This is a genomic window from Mycobacterium sp. 3-98 (genome assembly GCF_035918355.1).
In the GTDB taxonomy this organism is placed as follows: Bacteria; Actinomycetota; Actinomycetes; order Mycobacteriales; family Mycobacteriaceae; genus Mycobacterium; species Mycobacterium intracellulare.
Map to the genome: position 1 here is coordinate 3,552,331 of NZ_CP142360.1, position 17,874 is coordinate 3,570,204.

The following is a 17,874-nucleotide window of genomic DNA, read 5'->3' on the forward strand; positions in this document are numbered from 1 at the left end:
AGATTATTTCGTCAGCAGCGACATCGCGGCGCGGGTCAGCCTGCGCCGTGGCCAGCCGCTGACCCCGCCGGCGGCCAGCGCGGCGTTGGCCGCGTTGCGACCGCAGGCGCCGTGCACCGAACCGCCCGGGGTGGCCGACGCGCTGCCCAGATACAGCCCCTCGACCGGGGTTTCGGCCCGGCCCATCCCGGCCGCCGGTCGAAAGATCAGCATCTGCTGAAGCTGCGCGGTACCACCGTTGAGCGCGCCCAGGTGCAGGTTGGCGTCGCTGGCCTCCAGGTCCGACGGGCGCTGCACGAACCGGTCGATCACCGCCGCGCCGAAGCCGGGCGCATGCTCCTCGATGACCCGGTCAACCGAGCCGGCGAGGCGCTCGGCAGAGGAGTCGTCGGCGACATTGCGGGGCAAATGCGTGTACGCCCACACACTTTCGGTGCCCGGCGGCGACCGGGTGGGGTCGGCGGTGGTGGTCTGCCCCAGCAACATGAACGGATGATCGGGCACCGTCTTGGTGTTCAGGTCGGCCATCCAGCGCACCAGCCCGTCGCCGTCGGCCCCGAGGTGCACGGTGCCCACCCCGCGCAGCCGTTGCGCCCGCCACGGAACCGGCTCGCGCAGCGCATAATTCACCTTGACCACCGGCGGATCCCACGCGAAGTGCTCGAGGTCGCGCCGCACCTTGGGCGGCACCGCGTCGGCGGGCAGCATGTCGCAGAACAGTCGCGGCGCCGTCACGTCGGCCACTACCGCCCGACGCGCCCGCACCGTGCGCCCCCCGGCCGTCGTCACCGCGACCGCCCGGCCGCCCCGCACCTCGATGCGAGAAACGTTCTCGTTGCACTCGATTCGCGCGCCGGCGGAGCGGGCACGGCTGACCAGCGCGGCCGTCAGCTGACCCGACCCGCCGACCGGCACCGGCCAGCCGCAGTCCTGGGCCAGCATCGTCATCAAAAAGCCCATGGCGCCACTGATCGGCGCATCGGGCGGGGCGTCGGCGTGCATGGCGTTGCCCAACAACAAGACTCGCGGTGCCTCCCCGGCGAACAGCTCGCTCGCCATGGTGTTGGCCGGCTGCACCAGCAGGCGCGCGACCCGGATCGCTTCCGACGTACCGAGTTCGGCCAGCAGCCGCAGCAGCGGGCGCACGGGTGGGAACGGCGCCAGCATGGCGTCGAGCAGGGGCGCCTTGATGCGCTCCCACAACTTCACGACGCGCCACCAGTTTTCGCCGTCGGCGGGCTCGCGGCGCGCGAATTCCGCGGCGGTGCGAGCCGGGTCGCGGTAGATGATGGGCGGGTCGTCGTCGGCGCCGCCGCGGGGGTGGCCCACCACCGCGGGCGCGTGTGACCATCGCAGGCCGTGATCCTCGAGCCGCAGTGCGGCGATCGCGGGTGAAGCCACCGTCATCGGGTAGTACGAGCTGAACAGGTCGGTGACGTAGCCCGGGGTCAACTCGGCGCTGCGCACCGCGCCGCCGGGCTCCGGCTGGGCCTCCAGCACCAGCACGTCCCACCCCGCGTCGGCCAGCATCGCGGCGGCAACCAGCCCGTGGTGCCCGGCACCGATGACGACCGCGTCGGCAGCGTCGTGCACGGTCACTTCACCTGGCTCGGCTCCAGACGTTCCGCTAGTGCCGCCAGCCGCAACAGGCACTCCTTGTTACGCGGGTAGGCCGCGGCCAACGCGACCGAATCGGGAACGAGGCTCATCGGGCCCTCGACCGGCACCTCGATCATTTCGATCCGGCACCCCTGCGGAATCTCGTGCAGCAGCATCGTGATCCGCGCGGCGCCCATCGGCCCCAGGCGGGCGCACAAGACCAGCCTGTGCGGCGGTTCGCTTTCCTCCACGATGGTGGCGTCGTCGATCACCAGCGGCCAGATCCCGATGGAATGCCTGATCGAGGAGCCGGCCTCCGGCCAGTTCGGATCCACGGCGCGCATGCGGCTGTTGCCGACCACCCACTGGGTGTAGGTCCAGCCCTGCGCAAGCACCTCCCACACCCGCTCGCACGGGACGGGCACCTCTCGCGTCGCAGTGATCACCGCACATCCTTTCCGCTCGTGACTACTGCGGCGGGATACCCACCCACGGGCGCTGTATCCGTCCGGGTTTATCGGCGCTTCGCTCCGGTTAATCTGCAAGCGGTCGTAATCCCCGGCAGGAAATGGCGAGAAAGGCGGACCATGACGGCGCGACGGTTGATCATCGGTGTGGGCGCGGTGCTGTTGCTGGCCGGGGTCATCGGTTTGTTGGCGCCGGTGTCGGTCACCGACAGCAATGGCCACTCGGTGGGGTGCGGCAACGCCGTCGCGACGGATCTCTCCGAGGCCAGAAGCGCGAACAACAGCAATGGCGCGAATATCCCGATCCTCAACCAGATCGTCCCGCACACCGACTTTGTCGCGCAGTGCCAGTCGTCGGTGGGTGGCCGCCGGGCGTGGGCCATCCCGCTGGCCGTGCTCGGCGTCATCGCGATCGGCGCCACCCTGCTGACCGGGCGCCGCGGCGCGGCCACGGGCCCGTAATCGCCTCAGATCACCCGCATCCGCGCGGCGTTGCGCAGACCCTGCGGCGCCACCCGCGAAAGTCCGTACAGCGCATAGGCTTCCGGCGCGACCGGGCGGATCGGTTTCTTCTTCCTGACCGACGACAGGATCGCGTTGGCGACCTTGTCGGGGCCGTAGCGCCGCAGCGCGAACATCGTGCCCAGCTGCCCGCGGCGCCCGTCGACGGCCTCGGCCAGCTTTCCCGCGGGCGCGTCGAAGCGGGTGGTCTTGATGATGTTCGTGTCGATGACGCCGGGACAGATCGTGGTCAGGCCGACGCCGGCGGTGTCGAGTTCGGCGCGCAGGCAGTCCGAGAACATGTAGGTGGCCGCCTTCGACGTGCAGTACGCGCTCAGCGACTGCAGCGGGGCGTAGGCGGCCATCGACGACACGTTGACGATGTGGCCGCCGGTGCCGCGCTCCACCATCCGCCGCCCGAACGAGCGGCAGCCGTTGACCACCCCGCCGAGGTTGACGTCGAGCACCCGGTCGAACTGCTCGGCCGGGGTGTCCAGGAACCCGCCCGCCTGCCCGATGCCGGCGTTGTTGACCACGATGTCGGGTACGCCGTGCTCGGCGCTGACCCGCGCGGCGAACGCCTCCACCGCCTGCGCGTCGGACACGTCGAGCACGTAGGCGTGCGCGACGCCGCCGCGGGTGGCGATCTCGGCGGCGGTGGCCTTGACGGCCGCCTCGTCGATGTCGCTGATCACCACCTCGGCGCCCTCGCGCGCGAACGCGAACGCGGTCTCGCGCCCGATGCCGCTGCCGGCGCCGGTGACCGACACCAGGGTGTCGCCGAACGATCCGCGCGGGCGCCCGATTTGCGCGCGCAACAGGGCGCGGCTGGGCTGCTTGCCCTCGGTCAGGTCGGCGAAGTCGTGCACCGCCGCCGCCATCACCTGCGGGTGCGACATCGGGGAGAAGTGACCGGCCCGGATGTCGCGGCGCCACAGCCGCGGCACGAAGCGCGGGGTGTGGTCGTACCCGTACGGCCGCACGTACTTGTCCCTGGTGTTGACGATCAGCTGCACCGGCACGTCGATGACCGCGACGCCGCCCTTGCGACCGGAGAACGAGCGAAAGTAGTTGGCGGGATAGGTTTTCACGGACTGGGCGGCGTCGCGCGCGAGCTTGTCGGAATGATGGATCTGCTCGACGGGAATGTTGTCGACCGCGTTGCGGCGCAGCGCCGGCACCGACAGCGTCAGCCGCAGGAACAACGGCGCCAGCACCGGGATCGAGAACAGCAGCATGTACGTGAACCGCAGCGCCTGGCTGAGCGCCCGGAGGAAAGTACGCGGACGCCACGGCGCGCGCAGGCCCGTGAAGATGTAGTCGACCAGTTGGTCCTGAGCGGGTCCGGACACCGACGTGAACGTGGCCACCCGGTCACCCGCGCCGGGGCGCTTGAGGTAGTGCCACACCCCCACCGAGCCCCAGTCGTGGGCCAGCACATGCACGGGCGCGCCCGGGCTCAGCTCGCCGGTCACCGCCGCGAAGTCGTCGGCGAAGCGATCCATGCTGTAGGCCGATACCGGCTTGGGCACCGAGGACAGGCCGACGCCGCGGTTGTCGTAGCGGATGATCCGGAACCGCTCGGCCAGCAGCGGCACGACCCCGTCCCACAGCACGTGCGAGTCGGGAAAGCCGTGCACCAGCACCACGGTGGGGCCCTCGGGGTTGCCCTCTTCGTAGACGGCGATGCGCGCGCCGTCCGCGCTGTCGACGAAATGCCGGGGTAGTTGTTGTGATGGCGGCATCGGACCTCCCGCTCTGGCTGCCGTGGCCACACGGTAGCAAGCGTGATCGGGGTCACCCGGCCAGCGCGCGGTATCTGCCCTGGCTGCGTGGCGGCGCGGCCGCAGTGACAGGATAGTTTTGGATTGCTACTTCGCCTTCCACAAGCGAGCTGCACGACCCGCCCCGACCCACGAGCGATCGAGGAGTCAGAAAAGATGGCCTTCTCCGTCCAGATGCCGGCACTCGGTGAGAGCGTCACCGAGGGGACGGTCACCCGCTGGCTCAAGCAGGAAGGCGACACGGTCGAACTCGACGAGCCGCTCGTCGAGGTGTCGACCGACAAGGTCGACACCGAAATCCCGTCGCCGGCCGCGGGTGTGCTGACCAAGATCGTCGCCCAGGAAGACGACACCGTCGAGGTCGGCGGCGAGCTGGCCGTGATCGGCGACGAGGACGGCGGATCCCAGGCGCCGAGCCAGCAAGAGCCGCAGGCGCAGTCGGCGCCCCCCACCCAGCCCGAGGCGCAACCCGAGCCCGAGCCGCAGCCCCAGGCCCAGCCCGAGCCGCAGCCGGCCCAGCAGAGCTCCGGCGGCGGCGACGCCACCCCGGTGCTGATGCCCGAACTGGGTGAGTCGGTGACCGAGGGCACCGTGACCCGCTGGCTAAAGAAGGTCGGCGATTCGGTCCAGGTCGACGACGCGCTTGTCGAGGTGTCCACCGACAAGGTGGACACCGAGATCCCGTCGCCGGTGGCCGGTGTGCTGATCAGCATCACCGCCGAGGAAGACGCCACCGTGCCCGTTGGCGGCGAGCTGGCCCGCATCGGCAGCGGTTCCGAGGCCGCCGCCCCCGCCGCGCCGCAGCCGCCGCCCGCGCCCAAGGCCGAACCCAAGCCGGAACCCGCGCCACAACCACAACCACAGCCCCAGCCCCAGGCGCAGCCGAAGCCCGAACCGACGCCGGCCCCCGCACCGCAACCGAAGGCGGCACCCGAGCCGAAAGCCCAACCCGCACAGGCCCAGCCGGCGGACGCAAGCGGCGACGGCACCCCCTATGTGACGCCGCTGGTGCGAAAACTGGCCGCCGAGAACAACATCGACCTCAGATCGGTCACCGGCACCGGAGTGGGCGGCCGCATCCGCAAGCAAGACGTGCTGGCGGCCGCCGAGCGCAAGCAGCAGGCCGACAAGGCGCCCGCCGCCGCCGCTACTCCCACCCCCGCTGCCGGCGAGGCCCGCAAGGCCGCTCCCGCGCCCACCCCGGCACCGGCGCTGGCGCACCTGCGCGGCACCACCCAGAAGGCCAGCCGGATCCGTCAGATCACCGCCAACAAGACGCGCGAATCCCTGCAGGCCACAGCCCAACTCACCCAGACCCACGAGGTCGACATGACCAGGCTGGTCGGGTTGCGGGCCAGGGCCAAGGCGGCGTTCGCCGAACGCGAAGGCGTCAACCTGACCTTCCTGCCGTTCATCGCCCGCGCGGTGATCGACGCCCTCAAGATCCACCCGAACGTGAACGCGAGCTACAACGAGGAAACCAAGGAGATCACCTACTTCGACGCCGAGCACCTCGGCTTCGCGGTCGACACCGAACAGGGACTGCTCTCCCCCGTCGTGCACAACGCCGGCGACCTGTCGCTGGCCGGGCTGGCCAGGGCAATCGCCGACATCGCCGCGCGCGCCCGCTCGGGCAACCTGAAACCCGACGAGCTCTCGGGCGGCACGTTCACGATCACCAACATCGGCAGCCAGGGGGCGCTGTTCGACACCCCGATCCTGGTCCCGCCGCAGGCCGCGATGCTGGGCACCGGCGCCATCGTCAAACGCCCCCGGGTGATCGTCGACGAATTCGGCAACGAATCGATCGGTGTCCGCTCGATCTGCTACCTGCCGCTGACCTATGACCACCGGCTGATCGACGGCGCGGACGCCGGGCGGTTCCTGACCACCATCAAGCACCGGCTCGAAGAGGGAGCGTTCGAGGCCGACCTCGGGCTCTGAGCGCGAACGTGGCTGGTCAAAAGTTCGTCGTCGCGGTCGCAGGGTCGTCCGGGCTGATCGGCTCCGCCCTCACCGCGGCCCTGCGGGCCGCCGACCACCGCGTGCTGCGCATCGTACGTCGCGCGCCGAGCAACGCCGACGAGGTGCACTGGAACCCCGAGAGCGGCGACCTCGACCCCGACACGCTGGGCGACGTCGACGCCGTCGTCAACCTGTGCGGCGTCAACATCGGCAAGCGCCGCTGGTCGGGCGCCTTCAAGCAGGCCCTGCGCGACAGCCGCATCGCCCCCACCGAAGTCCTGGCGCACGCGGTCGCCGACGCCGGGGTGGCAACCCTGGTCAACGCCAGCGCGGTGGGTTTCTACGGAAACACCAAGGACCGCGTTGTCGACGAAAACGACCGCGCCGGAAGCGGTTTCCTGGCCCGGCTGTGCGAGGACTGGGAGGCCGCCACGCTGCCGGCCCAATACGGCGGCGCCCGCGTGGTGCTGGCCCGCACCGGGCTGGTGTTCTCCCCCGCCGGTGGCGCGCTGGGGCGGTTGCGGCCGCTGTTCCGCACGGGCCTCGGGGCCCGGCTGGGCAGTGGTCGGCAGTACATGTCGTGGATCACGCTGGAGGACGAAGTGCGCGCGCTGCTGTTCGCGATATCGAACACCGCGCTGTCGGGGCCGGTGAACATGACCGGGCCCGCGCCGGTCACCAACGCCGAGTTCACCACCGCGTTCGGGCGGGCGGTCAACCGTCCGACGCCGTTGATGCTGCCCGGGTTCGCCGTGCGGGCCGCGCTCGGGGAGTTCGCCGACGAAGGCCTGCTGACGGGCCAGCGGGCCATCCCGTCGGCGCTCGAGCGCGCCGGTTTTCTGTTCCACCACAACACGATTGGTGAGGCGCTCGGCTACGCCACCGCCCGGCGCGACCACGACTAGCGGCACGTGCGTCACCCTGGCGCGCGCGGGCCGAGTACCGTCGCGAAGGTGATCGATTCCATCCGGTCCAGCCGGTCCCTGATCGACGTCCGCCAGCTCGGAACCGTCGACTACCGCGTGGCCTGGCAACAGCAGCGCGACCTGGCCGACGCCCGGGCCGCGGGCGGCGCCGACACGTTGCTGTTGCTCGAGCACCCGGCGGTCTACACCGCGGGACGGCGCACCGAGCCGCACGAACGCCCGGCCGACGGCACCCCCGTCGTCGACACCGATCGCGGCGGCAAGATCACCTGGCACGGTCCCGGTCAGCTGGTCGGGTATCCGATCATCGGCCTGGCCGAACCGCTCGACGTGGTCAACTACGTGCGGCGGCTCGAGGAAGCGCTGATCAAGGTCTGCGCCGACCTGGGCCTGGACACGGTCCGCGTCCCGGGCCGGTCCGGGGTGTGGGTGCCGGGCACCGACGGCCGGCCCGACCGCAAGGTCGCCGCGATCGGCGTGCGGGTGTCGCGCGCCACCACCCTGCACGGGTTCGCGCTCAACTGCGACTGCGACCTGGGCGCCTTCAACGCCATCGTGCCGTGCGGCATCAGCGACGCCGGGGTGACGTCGTTGTCCGCCGAGCTGCGCCGCCCGGTGAGCGTCGACGACATCCGCACGAGCGTCGCCGATGCCGTCTGCGACGCCCTGGACGGGGTGCTGCCGGTGCGCGAGCACGACAGCGCCGCGCGCGTAGCATCAGCGATGTGACTGTCGCACCCGAGGGACGCAAACTGCTGCGCCTGGAGGTGCGCAACGCCGAAACCCCGATCGAGCGCAAGCCGCCGTGGATCAGGGTGCGGGCCCGGATGGGCCCGGAATACACCGAGCTCAAGAGCCTGGTCCGGCGCGAGGGCCTGCACACGGTCTGCGAAGAGGCCGGGTGTCCCAACATCTTCGAGTGCTGGGAGGACCGCGAGGCGACCTTCCTGATCGGCGGTGACCAGTGCACCCGTCGCTGCGACTTCTGCCAGATCGACACCGGCAAGCCCGCCGAGCTGGACCGCGACGAGCCCCGGCGGGTGGCCGACAGCGTGCGCACGATGGGGCTGCGCTACGCCACGGTCACCGGGGTGGCCCGCGACGACCTGCCCGACGGCGGCGCGTGGCTCTACGCCGAGACGGTGCGCGCCATCAAGGAACTCAACCCGTCGACCGGCGTCGAGCTGTTGATCCCCGACTTCAACGGCGAGCCCGCCCGCCTGGCCGAGGTGTTCGAGTCGCGCCCGGAAGTGTTGGCGCACAACGTCGAAACCGTGCCGCGGATCTTCAAGCGCATCCGGCCGGCCTTCACCTACCAGCGCAGCCTGGACGTGCTCACCGCGGCGCGTGACGCCGGGCTGGTCACCAAGAGCAACCTCATCCTCGGCCTCGGCGAGACCCCCGACGAGGTGCGCACCGCCCTGGCCGACCTGCGTCACGCCGGCTGCGACATCATCACCATCACCCAGTACCTGCGGCCCTCGGCGCGGCATCACCCCGTCGAGCGGTGGGTGAAGCCGGAGGAATTCGTCGAGTTCGCGCAGCACGCCGAGCAGCTGGGGTTCTCCGGGGTGCTGTCGGGGCCGCTGGTGCGCTCGTCGTATCGCGCGGGGCGGCTGTATCAGCAAGCGGCCGCCGCCCGCGCCTCGGACGCCGCGGCACGGTGACCGTCGGGGCGCTACGTATTCTTTGACTATGGCTAAATCCCGCACTGCCGCTGAGAACAAGGCCGCCCGAGCGCAGGCGCAGGCCGCCCGCAAGGCCGCCGCGCGGGAGCGCCGCACCCAGTTGTGGCAGGCGTTCAACCTGCAACGCCAGGAGGACAAGCGCCTGCTGCCGTACATGATCGGCGCCTTCGTGCTGATCGTGGGCGTCTCGGTGGGCGTCGGGCTCTGGGCCGGCGGGCTGACGATGATCACCTTGATCCCGCTCGGCGTGGTGCTGGGCGCGCTGGTCGCGTTCATCGTCTTCGGGCGCCGCGCCCAGAAGTCCGTCTACCGCAAGGCCGAAGGCCAAACCGGGGCGGCCGCATGGGCATTGGACAACCTGCGCGGCAAGTGGCGGGTGACCCCGGGCGTGGCCGCGACCGGCCACTTGGACGCCGTGCACCGGGTCATCGGCCGTCCCGGCGTGATCCTGGTCGGCGAGGGCTCGGCGACCCGGGTGCGCCCGTTGCTGGCGCAGGAGAAGAAGCGCACCGCCCGCCTGATCGGGGACGTGCCGATCTACGACATCATCGTCGGCAACGGCGAGGACGAGGTGCCCCTGGCCAAGCTGGAGCGCCATCTCACCCGGTTGCCGGCCAACATCACCGTCAAGCAGATGGACACGCTGGAGTCCCGGTTGGCCGCGTTGGGGACGCGGGCCGGGGCCGCCGTCATGCCCAAGGGTCCGCTGCCCAACGCCGGCAAGATGCGCGGCGTGCAGCGCACGGTGCGCCGCAAGTAATCGCAGCGGGTCGAACTCGGCGCTCAGCGCCGTACCACGGCCGTCGCGGTCAGCCGATCCTGCAGCCCGCGACCGTCCCAGTCGGTGAACAGCGCCGGGACCACGGTGCCGACGAGGAGGCCGCGCACCACCGCGCGGCCCGTGCCGACCAGCCCGCGCCCGTCCACCGTCACCACCTGCAGACCCAGCGCCAGCTGGCCGGGCGTGAAGCCGAACAGTCGCACCGAGACCACGCCCAGCACGAACCAGATCACCAGCTCGGCGGTCGCCAGCGCCCCTTCGGGTAACCACCCGAGCCGCATGGCCAGCGCCGCCAGGCCCAACGCGATGAGCCAGTCGATGGTCAGCGCGCCCAGCCGTCGTCCCATCCGCGCCAGCGAGCCCGGCCCGCTCTCGGGCAATCCCAGCTTTTCACCGGGGTAGGCGGATCGCGATTCCGGCATCATCGCCGCGGACCGGGGTCCGAATAAACCGACGGCCGGGTCCGGAACGGTGGGCGGACGGTGCGCTCTGCCACCAGAAAAGATACGATCTTGCGATCCATGGCCCCACAATAGAACCCGCCGCCAAAGCGGCCACTTTTTGCGTGTGGCATGGTCACGTAACGTGCGCGCAACATCGGGTTGACTGACGGGCAACATCTGCTCCCTAGCGTCAGGCCGCGGATCTCACCAAGTAAAGGAGCACTCTGTGACGGAAAAGACGCCCGACGACGTCTTCAAACTCGCGAAGGACGAGAACGTCGAGTTTGTCGACGTGCGGTTCTGTGATTTGCCCGGCATCATGCAGCACTTCACCATTCCGATTTCGTTTTTCGACGAGAGCGTTTTTGAGGACGGCTTGGCATTCGACGGCTCGTCCATTCGCGGATTCCAGTCCATTCACGAATCGGACATGTTGCTCCTGCCCGACCCCGCGACGGCGCAGATCGACCTGTTCCGCGAAGCCAAGACCCTGAACCTGAACTTCTTCGTGCACGACCCCTTCACCCTCGAGCCGTACTCGCGCGACCCCCGCAACATCGCCCGTAAGGCCGAGAACTACCTGATCAGCACCGGCGTTGCCGACACCGCGTACTTCGGCGCCGAGGCCGAGTTCTACATCTTCGACTCGGTGAGCTTCGATTCGCGCACCAACGGCTCGTTCTACGAGATCGACGCGATCTCGGGCTGGTGGAACACCGGCTCGCCCAACGAGCTCGACGGCAGCCCCAACCGCGGCTACAAGGTCCGCCCCAAGGGCGGCTACTTCCCCGTCGCCCCCGTCGACCACTACGTCGACCTGCGCGACAAGATGCTGTCCAACCTGATCACCGCCGGCTTCAGCCTGGAAAAGGGTCACCACGAGGTGGGCACCGGCGGCCAGGCCGAGATCAACTACAAGTTCAACACGCTGCTGCACGCGGCCGACGACATGATGCTCTACAAGTACATCGTCAAGAACACGGCCTGGCAGCACGGCAAGACCGTCACGTTTATGCCCAAGCCGCTGTTCGGTGACAACGGCTCCGGCATGCACACCCACCAGTCGCTGTGGAAGGACGGCAGCCCGCTGATGTACGACGAGACCGGTTACGCCGGCCTGTCGGACACCGCCCGCCACTACATCGGCGGCCTACTGCACCACGCCCCGTCGCTGCTGGCGTTCACCAACCCCACCGTGAACTCCTACAAGCGTCTGGTTCCCGGCTACGAGGCCCCGATCAACCTGGTCTACAGCCAGCGCAACCGCTCGGCCTGTGTCCGGATCCCGATCACCGGCACCAACCCGAAGGCCAAGCGCCTCGAGTTCCGTTGCCCCGACTCCTCGGGCAACCCGTACCTGGCGTTCTCGGCCATGCTGATGGCCGGCCTGGACGGCATCAAGAACAAGATCGAGCCGCAGGCCCCGGTCGACAAGGACCTCTACGAGCTGCCGCCCGAAGAGGCCGCCAACATCCCGCAGGCGCCCACGCAGCTGTCCGCGGTGATCGACCGGCTGGAAGAAGACCACGAATACCTCACCGAGGGCGGCGTTTTCACGCCCGACCTCATCGAGACGTGGATCAACTTCAAGCGCGAGAACGAGATCCTGCCGGTCCAGATCCGGCCGCACCCCTACGAATTCGCGCTGTACTACGACGTTTAAGGACGCTTGACGAAACCACCCGCGCGGTTCGGTTGCCGCGCGGGTGGTTTCGTTTTCGGCCGCCGCGACTGCATCCGCGGCGAGTTCCGCCGCCGAAACCTGCCCCTTGGGCAGCTCCCGCTGCGGCGACCTATTTGGCGTCGGTGACGACGACGACCTGACGGATGAACGTGTCCTCTAAGGCGGAGTGGAGGAGAAAGTCGGCGACGTTTCCGCGAGAGGTTGAGGGGAGCATCGGCAACGTCGTGACGTCATCGAGCGCCCTCGCGGTGTAACGGCCGCCGACCCCGTCGTTCAATGCCCCGGGGTATTCGAGGGTCCATTTCAGCCCGCTAGCTTTCAAGAGCACTTCGGACGCAGCTTTGTCTTCGTACTTCTTGCGCAGCGCCGTGCGAAATATCAGGCCGGCGAGAAACGATGCCTTGGCCAGGGAGTCGCCGACTCCGAATGCGGACACGATCACAAACCGGTCAACACCCGATGTTTTGGCGGACGCGATGACGGCGCGGACAGTGTCCGTGATCAGCGTCGGGGTTTGGCGGACGTTTTTGACTCCGAGTGCGCTGATGACCGCGTCGTGCCCTCGGGCTGCTGTTGCCATGACGGCGGCGTCGGTGACGTCGCCGCCGACGACGTGGGCACGCGGGTCAACGGTGGCGTCGGCCCGCCGAACGAGGGCGGTGACCTGGTGACCCTGGTCGAGGGCCTTCGTGACGAAGAGACGGCCGGTGCGGCCGGTTGCTCCAAGGACAAGAAACTTCACAATATTTCGCTTTCTCTAGAACGGATGAAACGGATGAAAGGGCGGGATGGTGAGCGGGGCCCGCATCGCGGTAGCCGCCCCTCCATCGCCGGGGTAAATCGTCAGGAATGTTGACTACTATCGTCTATGCTCTCGGCTAATGTCAAGAATCCGTAACAGATTAGGACCAAGCCCGACGTCTATGGTGGTCAATGATATTTACTACTCTGATGGTCGGAGGCCATGCCCGCAACAGCGGCAGGTAGCAAGTCACCCAGGTGATGCAGGGCCGCCGAGCGCAGTAGCGGTGGACGTAGGGTGTGAATTTCGTTGGACCACGTGGGCGATGGAGCCGAGGGCAGCATGAACGACGAGCAGCGGATTGACCTAGGGGTGTCGTTGTTCATCCCGTACCGGTACACCGAGGACCGGATTTTCCGGGCGCTCCAGGATGCCGGATTCGACGACTGGACCCTTGCCCAGTGCCGCGTGTTCCAGCGCATCGCCCCGGACGGTTCGCGCCTCACAGACCTCGCCGAACAGGCGCAAATGAGCAAGCAGAGCGCGGGCGTCCTGGTCGATCAACTCGAACGCTTGGGCTATGTCCGCCGGGTCCCCGACCCCGCGGATGGCCGCGCCCGACTGATCGTCATCGAGCAACGTGGCCGGCGCGCGGTCGCGGTAGCCACGGCAACTCTCGACGAGATCCACTCGGAGTGGAAGGCCTACCTGGGTACCCGCAACTTCACACTGCTGCAGCAGATCTTGGATCAGCTCCGCGAGATCACCGACCCCTACGCACGGTAAACCCGCCGCAAAGCAGGTGTCTCCTACCCGTCGAGTGACAGGTCCTTCCGGAAGCGCTGCATGCCGTCGATCTTGTCGTCGAGGCTGGCATCGGGCCCGGCGTAGAACATCCACGGCATCGTGATGATCCCGGTGATGCCGCCGGCCTCCGCGCGCCGATAGTCGGCGGTGGTGAACGCGTCGGTCAGCGGGGTCAACACAGTGAAATCGTCCATGGACAAACCCTTTTCGGCCCGCATCTCCCGCAGCCGGCCGATGGCATCGAGCGCCCGCTCGGTGTTGATCAGATCCCCGATCCAGCCGTCGTTGCGGGCGGCGCGGCGCAGCGCGATCTCGCTGAGTCCCCCGACGTACACCGGGATCGGCGGCGGGGTGGGCTGCATCTCGAGGCGCGGCGCGGTATAGAACTCACCCTCGAACTCCGTCCAGCCCGGCGACCACAGCGCCCGCATCAGCTCGATCATTTCGTCGGTGCGTTTGCCACGGGCCTCGAATCGCTCACCCATCAACGCGAATTCCTCGCGGCACCAGCCCACGCCGATGCCCAGCTCCACCCGGCCCGACGCCAAAACCGCCGCGGTGCCAATGGCTTTCGCCGCCGAATACGGGTTGCGCATCGCGGGAATGTAGACGGTGTTGACGAAGCGCAACCGCGTGGTGACCTGGGCGAGCGCGCCGACGAGCACCCACGGGTCGGGCCAGTCGGTGAAGGGCTGCCAGCGCCGTTCCCCATCCTTGGTGTACGGGTACGGCGTGTCCAGCGTCTCGAGGTTGACGACGTGGTCGGGAATGCCGATCCCGTCGTAGCCGAGTTCGTCGGCGGCCTTGGCCAGCTCGATGATTTCGCGGGTGTTCAAAAAGGCGCTGCTGATGTAGAACTTCACTGCTCCTCCGCCGCCCACGCCGGCTCGATGAAGACGCCGTCGGCCTCGACGGTGACGCCATTGGAATCCGAAATGGTGCCGCGCGCAAAGACTTTGCGGCCCTCCTTGCCGTCGACCCACGCCTCACAACGAAGCGGGCCCAGCGGCGTGCCACGCAGATACTTCACGGTGATGGTCCCGGTGAACCGCGCCTTTGACAGGCCCTCGCTGGCCGCCTCGCCGAGCATGTGGTCGAGCACCAGGGCGCTGACGCCCCCGTGCACCAGCTTGGGCGGGCCCTCGTAGGCCGAGCCGAGAACGAACTCGCTCCAGCAGCGCCCGTCGCCCTCGTGATGCACGACGATCGGCGGGGCGATGGGGTTGCACACGCCGATCGCGGCGTTGCCCAACGGCAGCGGGCGGCCGTCGACGCGGTAGCTCACCCCGATCGGGCGGGTGCGTTCCCGCAGCGATGCGGTGACGGCCTCGATCGCCCGCCGGGCCTCGGCGACGACGTCGTCGTCGGCCTCGGTGCGGATGGTCGCGTCGACGAGCCCGCGGACCGCATCGGCCAACGGCGCATACAGCGCGGTCACGCGATCGGCTTCCGTCGCGCTGAGCACCTCGAATATGGCGTCCAACGCGCCGGCCTCCTGACTCAACTTCCAAACACCTTGCGCACGACGGCCTTTGCGCGTCGCGTCACCCGTAAATAATTGTCCAAGAATTCGCCGCCCTCGTCGGTCGGCCAGCCCGCGGCGACGGCGACCGCGTTCAGCTGGCGTCCGTGGCCCGGCAGCTGGTCGGTGGGCTTACCCCGGACCAGCACCAGCGCGTTGCGGGCCCGGGTGGCCGTCAGCCAGGCCTGCCGCAGCAGCTCCACCTCGTCGGCGGGCACCAGGTCGGCCTCGGCGATCGCGTCCAGGCACGCCAGCGTCGACGTGGTGTGCAGCGCGGGGATCTCGTGGGCGTGCCGCAGCTGCAGCAGCTGCACGGTCCATTCGATGTCGGCGAGTCCCCCGCGGCCCAGCTTGGTATGCGTGTTCGGGTCGGCGCCGCGCGGCAGCCGCTCGGCGTCGACGCGGGCCTTGATGCGGCGGATCTCGCGCATCGCCTCCGACGACATCCCGTCGGGTGGATAGCGCGTCTTGTCGGCCATCAGCAGGAACCGCTGCCCCAGCTCCGCGTCGCCGGCGACCGCGTGCGCGCGCAGCAGCGCCTGGACCTCCCACGGCTGCGCCCACTGCCCGTAGTAGGCGGCGTAGGAGGCCAGGGTGCGCACCAGCGGACCGTTGCGGCCCTCGGGCCGCAGGTTGGCGTCGACCTCCAGCGGCGGGTCGACGCTGGGCGTTCCCAGCAGCGTCCGGACCTGCTCGGCGACCGTCGTCGCCCAGCGCACGGCGACGGAATCCTCGACGCCAGAAGCCGGTTCGCACACGAACATCACGTCGGCGTCCGAGCCGTAGCCCAGTTCGGCGCCGCCCAGCCGGCCCATGCCGATGACGGCGATGGCCGCCGGCGCCTTACCGTCCGCGGGAAGGTTGGTCCGGATCATCGCGTCCAGCGCGGCCTGCAGCACGGCCACCCACACCGAGGTCAGCGCCTTGCACACGTCGACGACCTCGAGCATGCCGAGCAGGTCGGCCGACGCCACCCGGGCCAGCTCGCGGCGCCGCAGGGTGCGCGCCCCGGCGATCGCCCGCACCGGGTCGGAATAGCGGGCGGCCGAGGCCACCAGCGCGCGGGCCACCGCGGCGGGCTCGGTCTCGAGCAGGTGCGGGCCGCTCGGCCCGTCGCCGTAGTCCTGGATGACCCGGGGCGCGCGCATCAACAGGTCCGGCACGTACGCCGAGGTCCCCAGCACGTGCATGAGCCGGCGGGCGACGGCGGGCTTGTCGCGCAGGGTGGCCAGATACCAGCTTTCCCCGGACAGCGCCTCGGACAGCCGCCGGTAGGCCAGCAACCCGCCGTCGGGGTCGGGCGTGTACGACATCCAGTTCAGCAGCCTGGGCAGCAGCACCGACTGCACCCGGCCGCGCCGCCCGCTCAGGTTGACCAGCGCCGACATGTGCTTCAAAGCGGACTGCGGGCCCTCGTAGCCCAGGGCGGCCAGCTGACGCTCGGCGGCCTCGGAGGTCATGCCGTGCGCGATCTCCAGCCCGGCCGGGCCGATCGATTCCAGCAGCGGTTGGTAGAAGAGCTTCGCGTGCAGCTGCGACACCCGCAGGTTCTGGTGCCGCAGCTCCTCGCGCAGCACCCCGGCCGCGTCGTGGCGGCCGTCGGGCCGGATATGGGCGGCCCGCGCCAGCCAGCGCACCGCCTCCTCGTCGTCGGGCTCGGGCAGCAGGTGGGTGCGCTTGAGCCGCTGCAGCTGCAGCCGGTGCTCGAGCAGGCGGAGGAACTCGTAGGAGGCGGTGAGGTTCGCGGCGTCCTCGCGCCCGATGTAGCCGCCCTGGCCGAGCGCGGTCAGCGCGTCCACCGTCGACGCCACGTGCAGCGACTCGTCGCTGCGCCCGTGCACCAACTGCAGGAGCTGCACGGCGAATTCGACGTCGCGCAGCCCGCCGCTGCCGAGCTTGATCTCGCGGCCGCGGACCTCGGCGGGCACCAGCTGCTCGACCCGCCGCCGCATCGCCTGCACCTCGACCACGAAGTCCTCGCGCTCGCAGGCGACCCAGACCATCGGCATCAGCGCGTCCAGGTAGCGCTGTCCGAGCTCCGCGTCGCCCACCGCCGCGCGCGCCTTCAGCAGCGCCTGGAACTCCCAGGTTTTCGCCCACCGCTGGTAGTAGGCGATGTGCGACTCGACGGTGCGCACCAGCTCGCCGCTGCGGCCCTCCGGCCGCAAGCCGGCGTCGACCTGAAAGAACGCCTCGGAGGCCAGCCGCATCATCTCGCTAGCCACCCGGGTGGTGAGGGTGTCGGCGTGCTCGGCGACGAAGATGACGTCGACGTCGCTGACGTAGTTCAGTTCGCGGGCACCGCATTTGCCCATCGCGATGACCGCCAGCCGCGGCGGCGTCTTGTCGCCGCACACGGTGCTCTCGGCCACCCGCAACGCGGCGGCCAGCGCGGCGTCGGCCAGGTCCGACAGGTGCGCGGCCACCACGGTGAACGGCACCACCGGCTCGTCCTCGACCGTGGCGGCCAGGTCCAGCCCGGCCAGCACCAGCAGCTGATCGCGATACAGGGTGCGCAGGCGCACCATCGCCGAACCGGGGTCGGCCAGCGCCTCCTCGACGCACTCGGTGAACTTCGTGCGCAGCTGGTCGTGGGTGGGCAGGGTGACGTTGCCGCGCAAGAGTTTCCAGGACTGCGGCTGGGCGATCAGGTGATCCCCGAGGGCCAGCGACGCGCCGAGCACACCGAACAGGCGCCCGCGCAGGGGGCGCTCGGTGAGCAGGGCGGCGTTGAGCTCGTCCCACCCGGTGTCCTTGTTCTCGGCCAGCCGCACCAGGGCGAGCAGGGCGGCGTCGGGGTCCGCGGCGCGCGACAGCGACCACAGCAGGTCGACGTGGGCCTGGTCGTCGTGGTCGTGCCAGCCCAGTTGCGCTATGCGTTCGGCCGCTTGCGGATCGACCAACCCGAGCCGGCCCACGCTGGGCAGCCGGGGGCGCTGCGTCGCGGGTTTGGTCACGACCACGA

At 69.6% G+C, this 17,874-nt stretch carries 16 protein-coding genes; 8 read left to right on the forward strand and 8 right to left on the reverse strand.

Annotation, left to right across the window (positions count from 1 at the left end; translation table 11 throughout):
* Positions 1 to 3 precede the first annotated feature (3 nt).
* Both QGN30_RS16755 and QGN30_RS16760 read right to left on the reverse strand, forming a co-directional pair.
* Positions 4 to 1,599: a phytoene desaturase family protein gene (locus tag QGN30_RS16755; RefSeq protein WP_038536024.1), complete on the reverse strand. Its 1,596-nt coding sequence runs from the start codon at positions 1,597 to 1,599 to the stop codon at positions 4 to 6.
* A complete protein-coding gene (locus tag QGN30_RS16760) occupies positions 1,596 to 2,045 on the reverse strand; it encodes an SRPBCC family protein (RefSeq protein ID WP_008256037.1) in 450 nt (149 codons plus the stop codon). The genes QGN30_RS16755 and QGN30_RS16760 overlap by 4 nt, the downstream gene beginning before the upstream one ends.
* A gap of 141 nt (positions 2,046 to 2,186) precedes the next feature.
* On the opposite strand from QGN30_RS16760, the gene QGN30_RS16765 reads away from it, so the two are divergent.
* Positions 2,187 to 2,528, forward strand: a complete 342-nt coding sequence (locus QGN30_RS16765) for a hypothetical protein (protein ID WP_008256029.1) — start codon at positions 2,187 to 2,189, stop codon at positions 2,526 to 2,528.
* Positions 2,529 to 2,533: 5 nt separating this feature from the next.
* Here the strand turns inward: QGN30_RS16765 and QGN30_RS16770 are convergent, their stop codons facing one another.
* Complete coding sequence (locus QGN30_RS16770; protein WP_038536019.1) at positions 2,534 to 4,312, reverse strand: SDR family oxidoreductase; 1,779 nt, start codon at positions 4,310 to 4,312, stop codon at positions 2,534 to 2,536.
* 195 nt (positions 4,313 to 4,507) lie between these two features.
* On the opposite strand from QGN30_RS16770, the gene sucB reads away from it, so the two are divergent.
* From sucB to QGN30_RS16795, 5 genes are read left to right on the forward strand one after another with little or no spacing between them, the layout of a single operon-like run.
* Positions 4,508 to 6,295, forward strand: coding sequence for a 2-oxoglutarate dehydrogenase, E2 component, dihydrolipoamide succinyltransferase (gene sucB, locus QGN30_RS16775; RefSeq protein WP_038536017.1), 1,788 nt, complete (start codon positions 4,508 to 4,510; stop codon positions 6,293 to 6,295).
* An 8-nt stretch (positions 6,296 to 6,303) separates the two neighbouring features.
* Positions 6,304 to 7,221 (forward strand): TIGR01777 family oxidoreductase, encoded by a 918-nt coding sequence (locus QGN30_RS16780; RefSeq protein ID WP_038536015.1) that lies wholly within the window; start codon positions 6,304 to 6,306, stop codon positions 7,219 to 7,221.
* Positions 7,222 to 7,269: 48 nt separating this feature from the next.
* A complete protein-coding gene (gene lipB / locus QGN30_RS16785; protein ID WP_038536013.1) occupies positions 7,270 to 7,971 on the forward strand; it encodes a lipoyl(octanoyl) transferase LipB in 702 nt (233 codons plus the stop codon).
* The gene (gene lipA / locus QGN30_RS16790) at positions 7,968 to 8,909 is read left to right on the forward strand and encodes a lipoyl synthase (RefSeq protein WP_038536011.1); all 942 of its coding nucleotides are present in this window, start codon (positions 7,968 to 7,970) and stop codon (positions 8,907 to 8,909) included. Before lipB ends, lipA begins: the two co-directional genes overlap by 4 nt.
* 28 nt (positions 8,910 to 8,937) lie before the next feature.
* Positions 8,938 to 9,690: a DUF4191 domain-containing protein gene (locus tag QGN30_RS16795; protein ID WP_008256022.1), complete on the forward strand. Its 753-nt coding sequence runs from the start codon at positions 8,938 to 8,940 to the stop codon at positions 9,688 to 9,690.
* Positions 9,691 to 9,713: 23 nt separating this feature from the next.
* Here QGN30_RS16795 and QGN30_RS16800 read toward each other — a convergent pair whose 3' ends face one another.
* Positions 9,714 to 10,136, reverse strand: coding sequence for an RDD family protein (locus tag QGN30_RS16800; RefSeq protein ID WP_038536009.1), 423 nt, complete (start codon positions 10,134 to 10,136; stop codon positions 9,714 to 9,716).
* A 244-nt stretch (positions 10,137 to 10,380) separates the two neighbouring features.
* Between QGN30_RS16800 and glnA the strand changes: the two genes are divergently transcribed.
* On the forward strand, positions 10,381 to 11,817 hold the full coding sequence (gene glnA / locus QGN30_RS16805) for a type I glutamate--ammonia ligase (RefSeq protein ID WP_008256020.1): 1,437 nt from the start codon (positions 10,381 to 10,383) through the stop codon (positions 11,815 to 11,817).
* 130 nt (positions 11,818 to 11,947) lie between these two features.
* On the opposite strand, the gene QGN30_RS16810 is transcribed toward glnA, so the two are convergent.
* Positions 11,948 to 12,580 (reverse strand): NAD(P)-dependent oxidoreductase, encoded by a 633-nt coding sequence (locus QGN30_RS16810; RefSeq protein ID WP_038536007.1) that lies wholly within the window; start codon positions 12,578 to 12,580, stop codon positions 11,948 to 11,950.
* A gap of 342 nt (positions 12,581 to 12,922) precedes the next feature.
* On the opposite strand from QGN30_RS16810, the gene QGN30_RS16815 reads away from it, so the two are divergent.
* The gene (locus QGN30_RS16815) at positions 12,923 to 13,366 is read left to right on the forward strand and encodes a MarR family winged helix-turn-helix transcriptional regulator (protein WP_008255975.1); all 444 of its coding nucleotides are present in this window, start codon (positions 12,923 to 12,925) and stop codon (positions 13,364 to 13,366) included.
* 23 nt (positions 13,367 to 13,389) lie between these two features.
* Here the strand turns inward: QGN30_RS16815 and QGN30_RS16820 are convergent, their stop codons facing one another.
* The 3 genes from QGN30_RS16820 to QGN30_RS16830 are packed head-to-tail and all read right to left on the reverse strand — an operon-like array spanning position 13,390 to position 17,872.
* Positions 13,390 to 14,250, reverse strand: coding sequence for a TIGR03619 family F420-dependent LLM class oxidoreductase (locus QGN30_RS16820; RefSeq protein WP_014379943.1), 861 nt, complete (start codon positions 14,248 to 14,250; stop codon positions 13,390 to 13,392).
* Positions 14,247 to 14,891, reverse strand: coding sequence for a PaaI family thioesterase (locus tag QGN30_RS16825; RefSeq protein ID WP_014382371.1), 645 nt, complete (start codon positions 14,889 to 14,891; stop codon positions 14,247 to 14,249). The genes QGN30_RS16820 and QGN30_RS16825 overlap by 4 nt, the downstream gene beginning before the upstream one ends.
* Positions 14,888 to 17,872: a bifunctional [glutamine synthetase] adenylyltransferase/[glutamine synthetase]-adenylyl-L-tyrosine phosphorylase gene (locus tag QGN30_RS16830; RefSeq protein ID WP_095763157.1), complete on the reverse strand. Its 2,985-nt coding sequence runs from the start codon at positions 17,870 to 17,872 to the stop codon at positions 14,888 to 14,890. The genes QGN30_RS16825 and QGN30_RS16830 overlap by 4 nt, the downstream gene beginning before the upstream one ends.
* Between the last annotated feature and the right edge of the window lie 2 nt (positions 17,873 to 17,874).

What these genes read in the sequence shown, in the direction of transcription:
- QGN30_RS16815 (WP_008255975.1), top strand. Translation starts at nt 12,923, where the DNA reads ATGAACGACGAGCAGCGGATTGACCTAGGGGTGTCGTTGTTCATCCCG.
- sucB (WP_038536017.1), top strand. Translation starts at nt 4,508, where the DNA reads ATGGCCTTCTCCGTCCAGATGCCGGCACTCGGTGAGAGCGTCACCGAG.
- QGN30_RS16765 (WP_008256029.1), top strand. Translation starts at nt 2,187, where the DNA reads ATGACGGCGCGACGGTTGATCATCGGTGTGGGCGCGGTGCTGTTGCTG.
- QGN30_RS16770 (WP_038536019.1), bottom strand. Translation starts at nt 4,312, where the DNA reads ATGCCGCCATCACAACAACTACCCCGGCATTTCGTCGACAGCGCGGAC.
- QGN30_RS16795 (WP_008256022.1), top strand. Translation starts at nt 8,938, where the DNA reads ATGGCTAAATCCCGCACTGCCGCTGAGAACAAGGCCGCCCGAGCGCAG.
- QGN30_RS16800 (WP_038536009.1), bottom strand. Translation starts at nt 10,136, where the DNA reads ATGATGCCGGAATCGCGATCCGCCTACCCCGGTGAAAAGCTGGGATTG.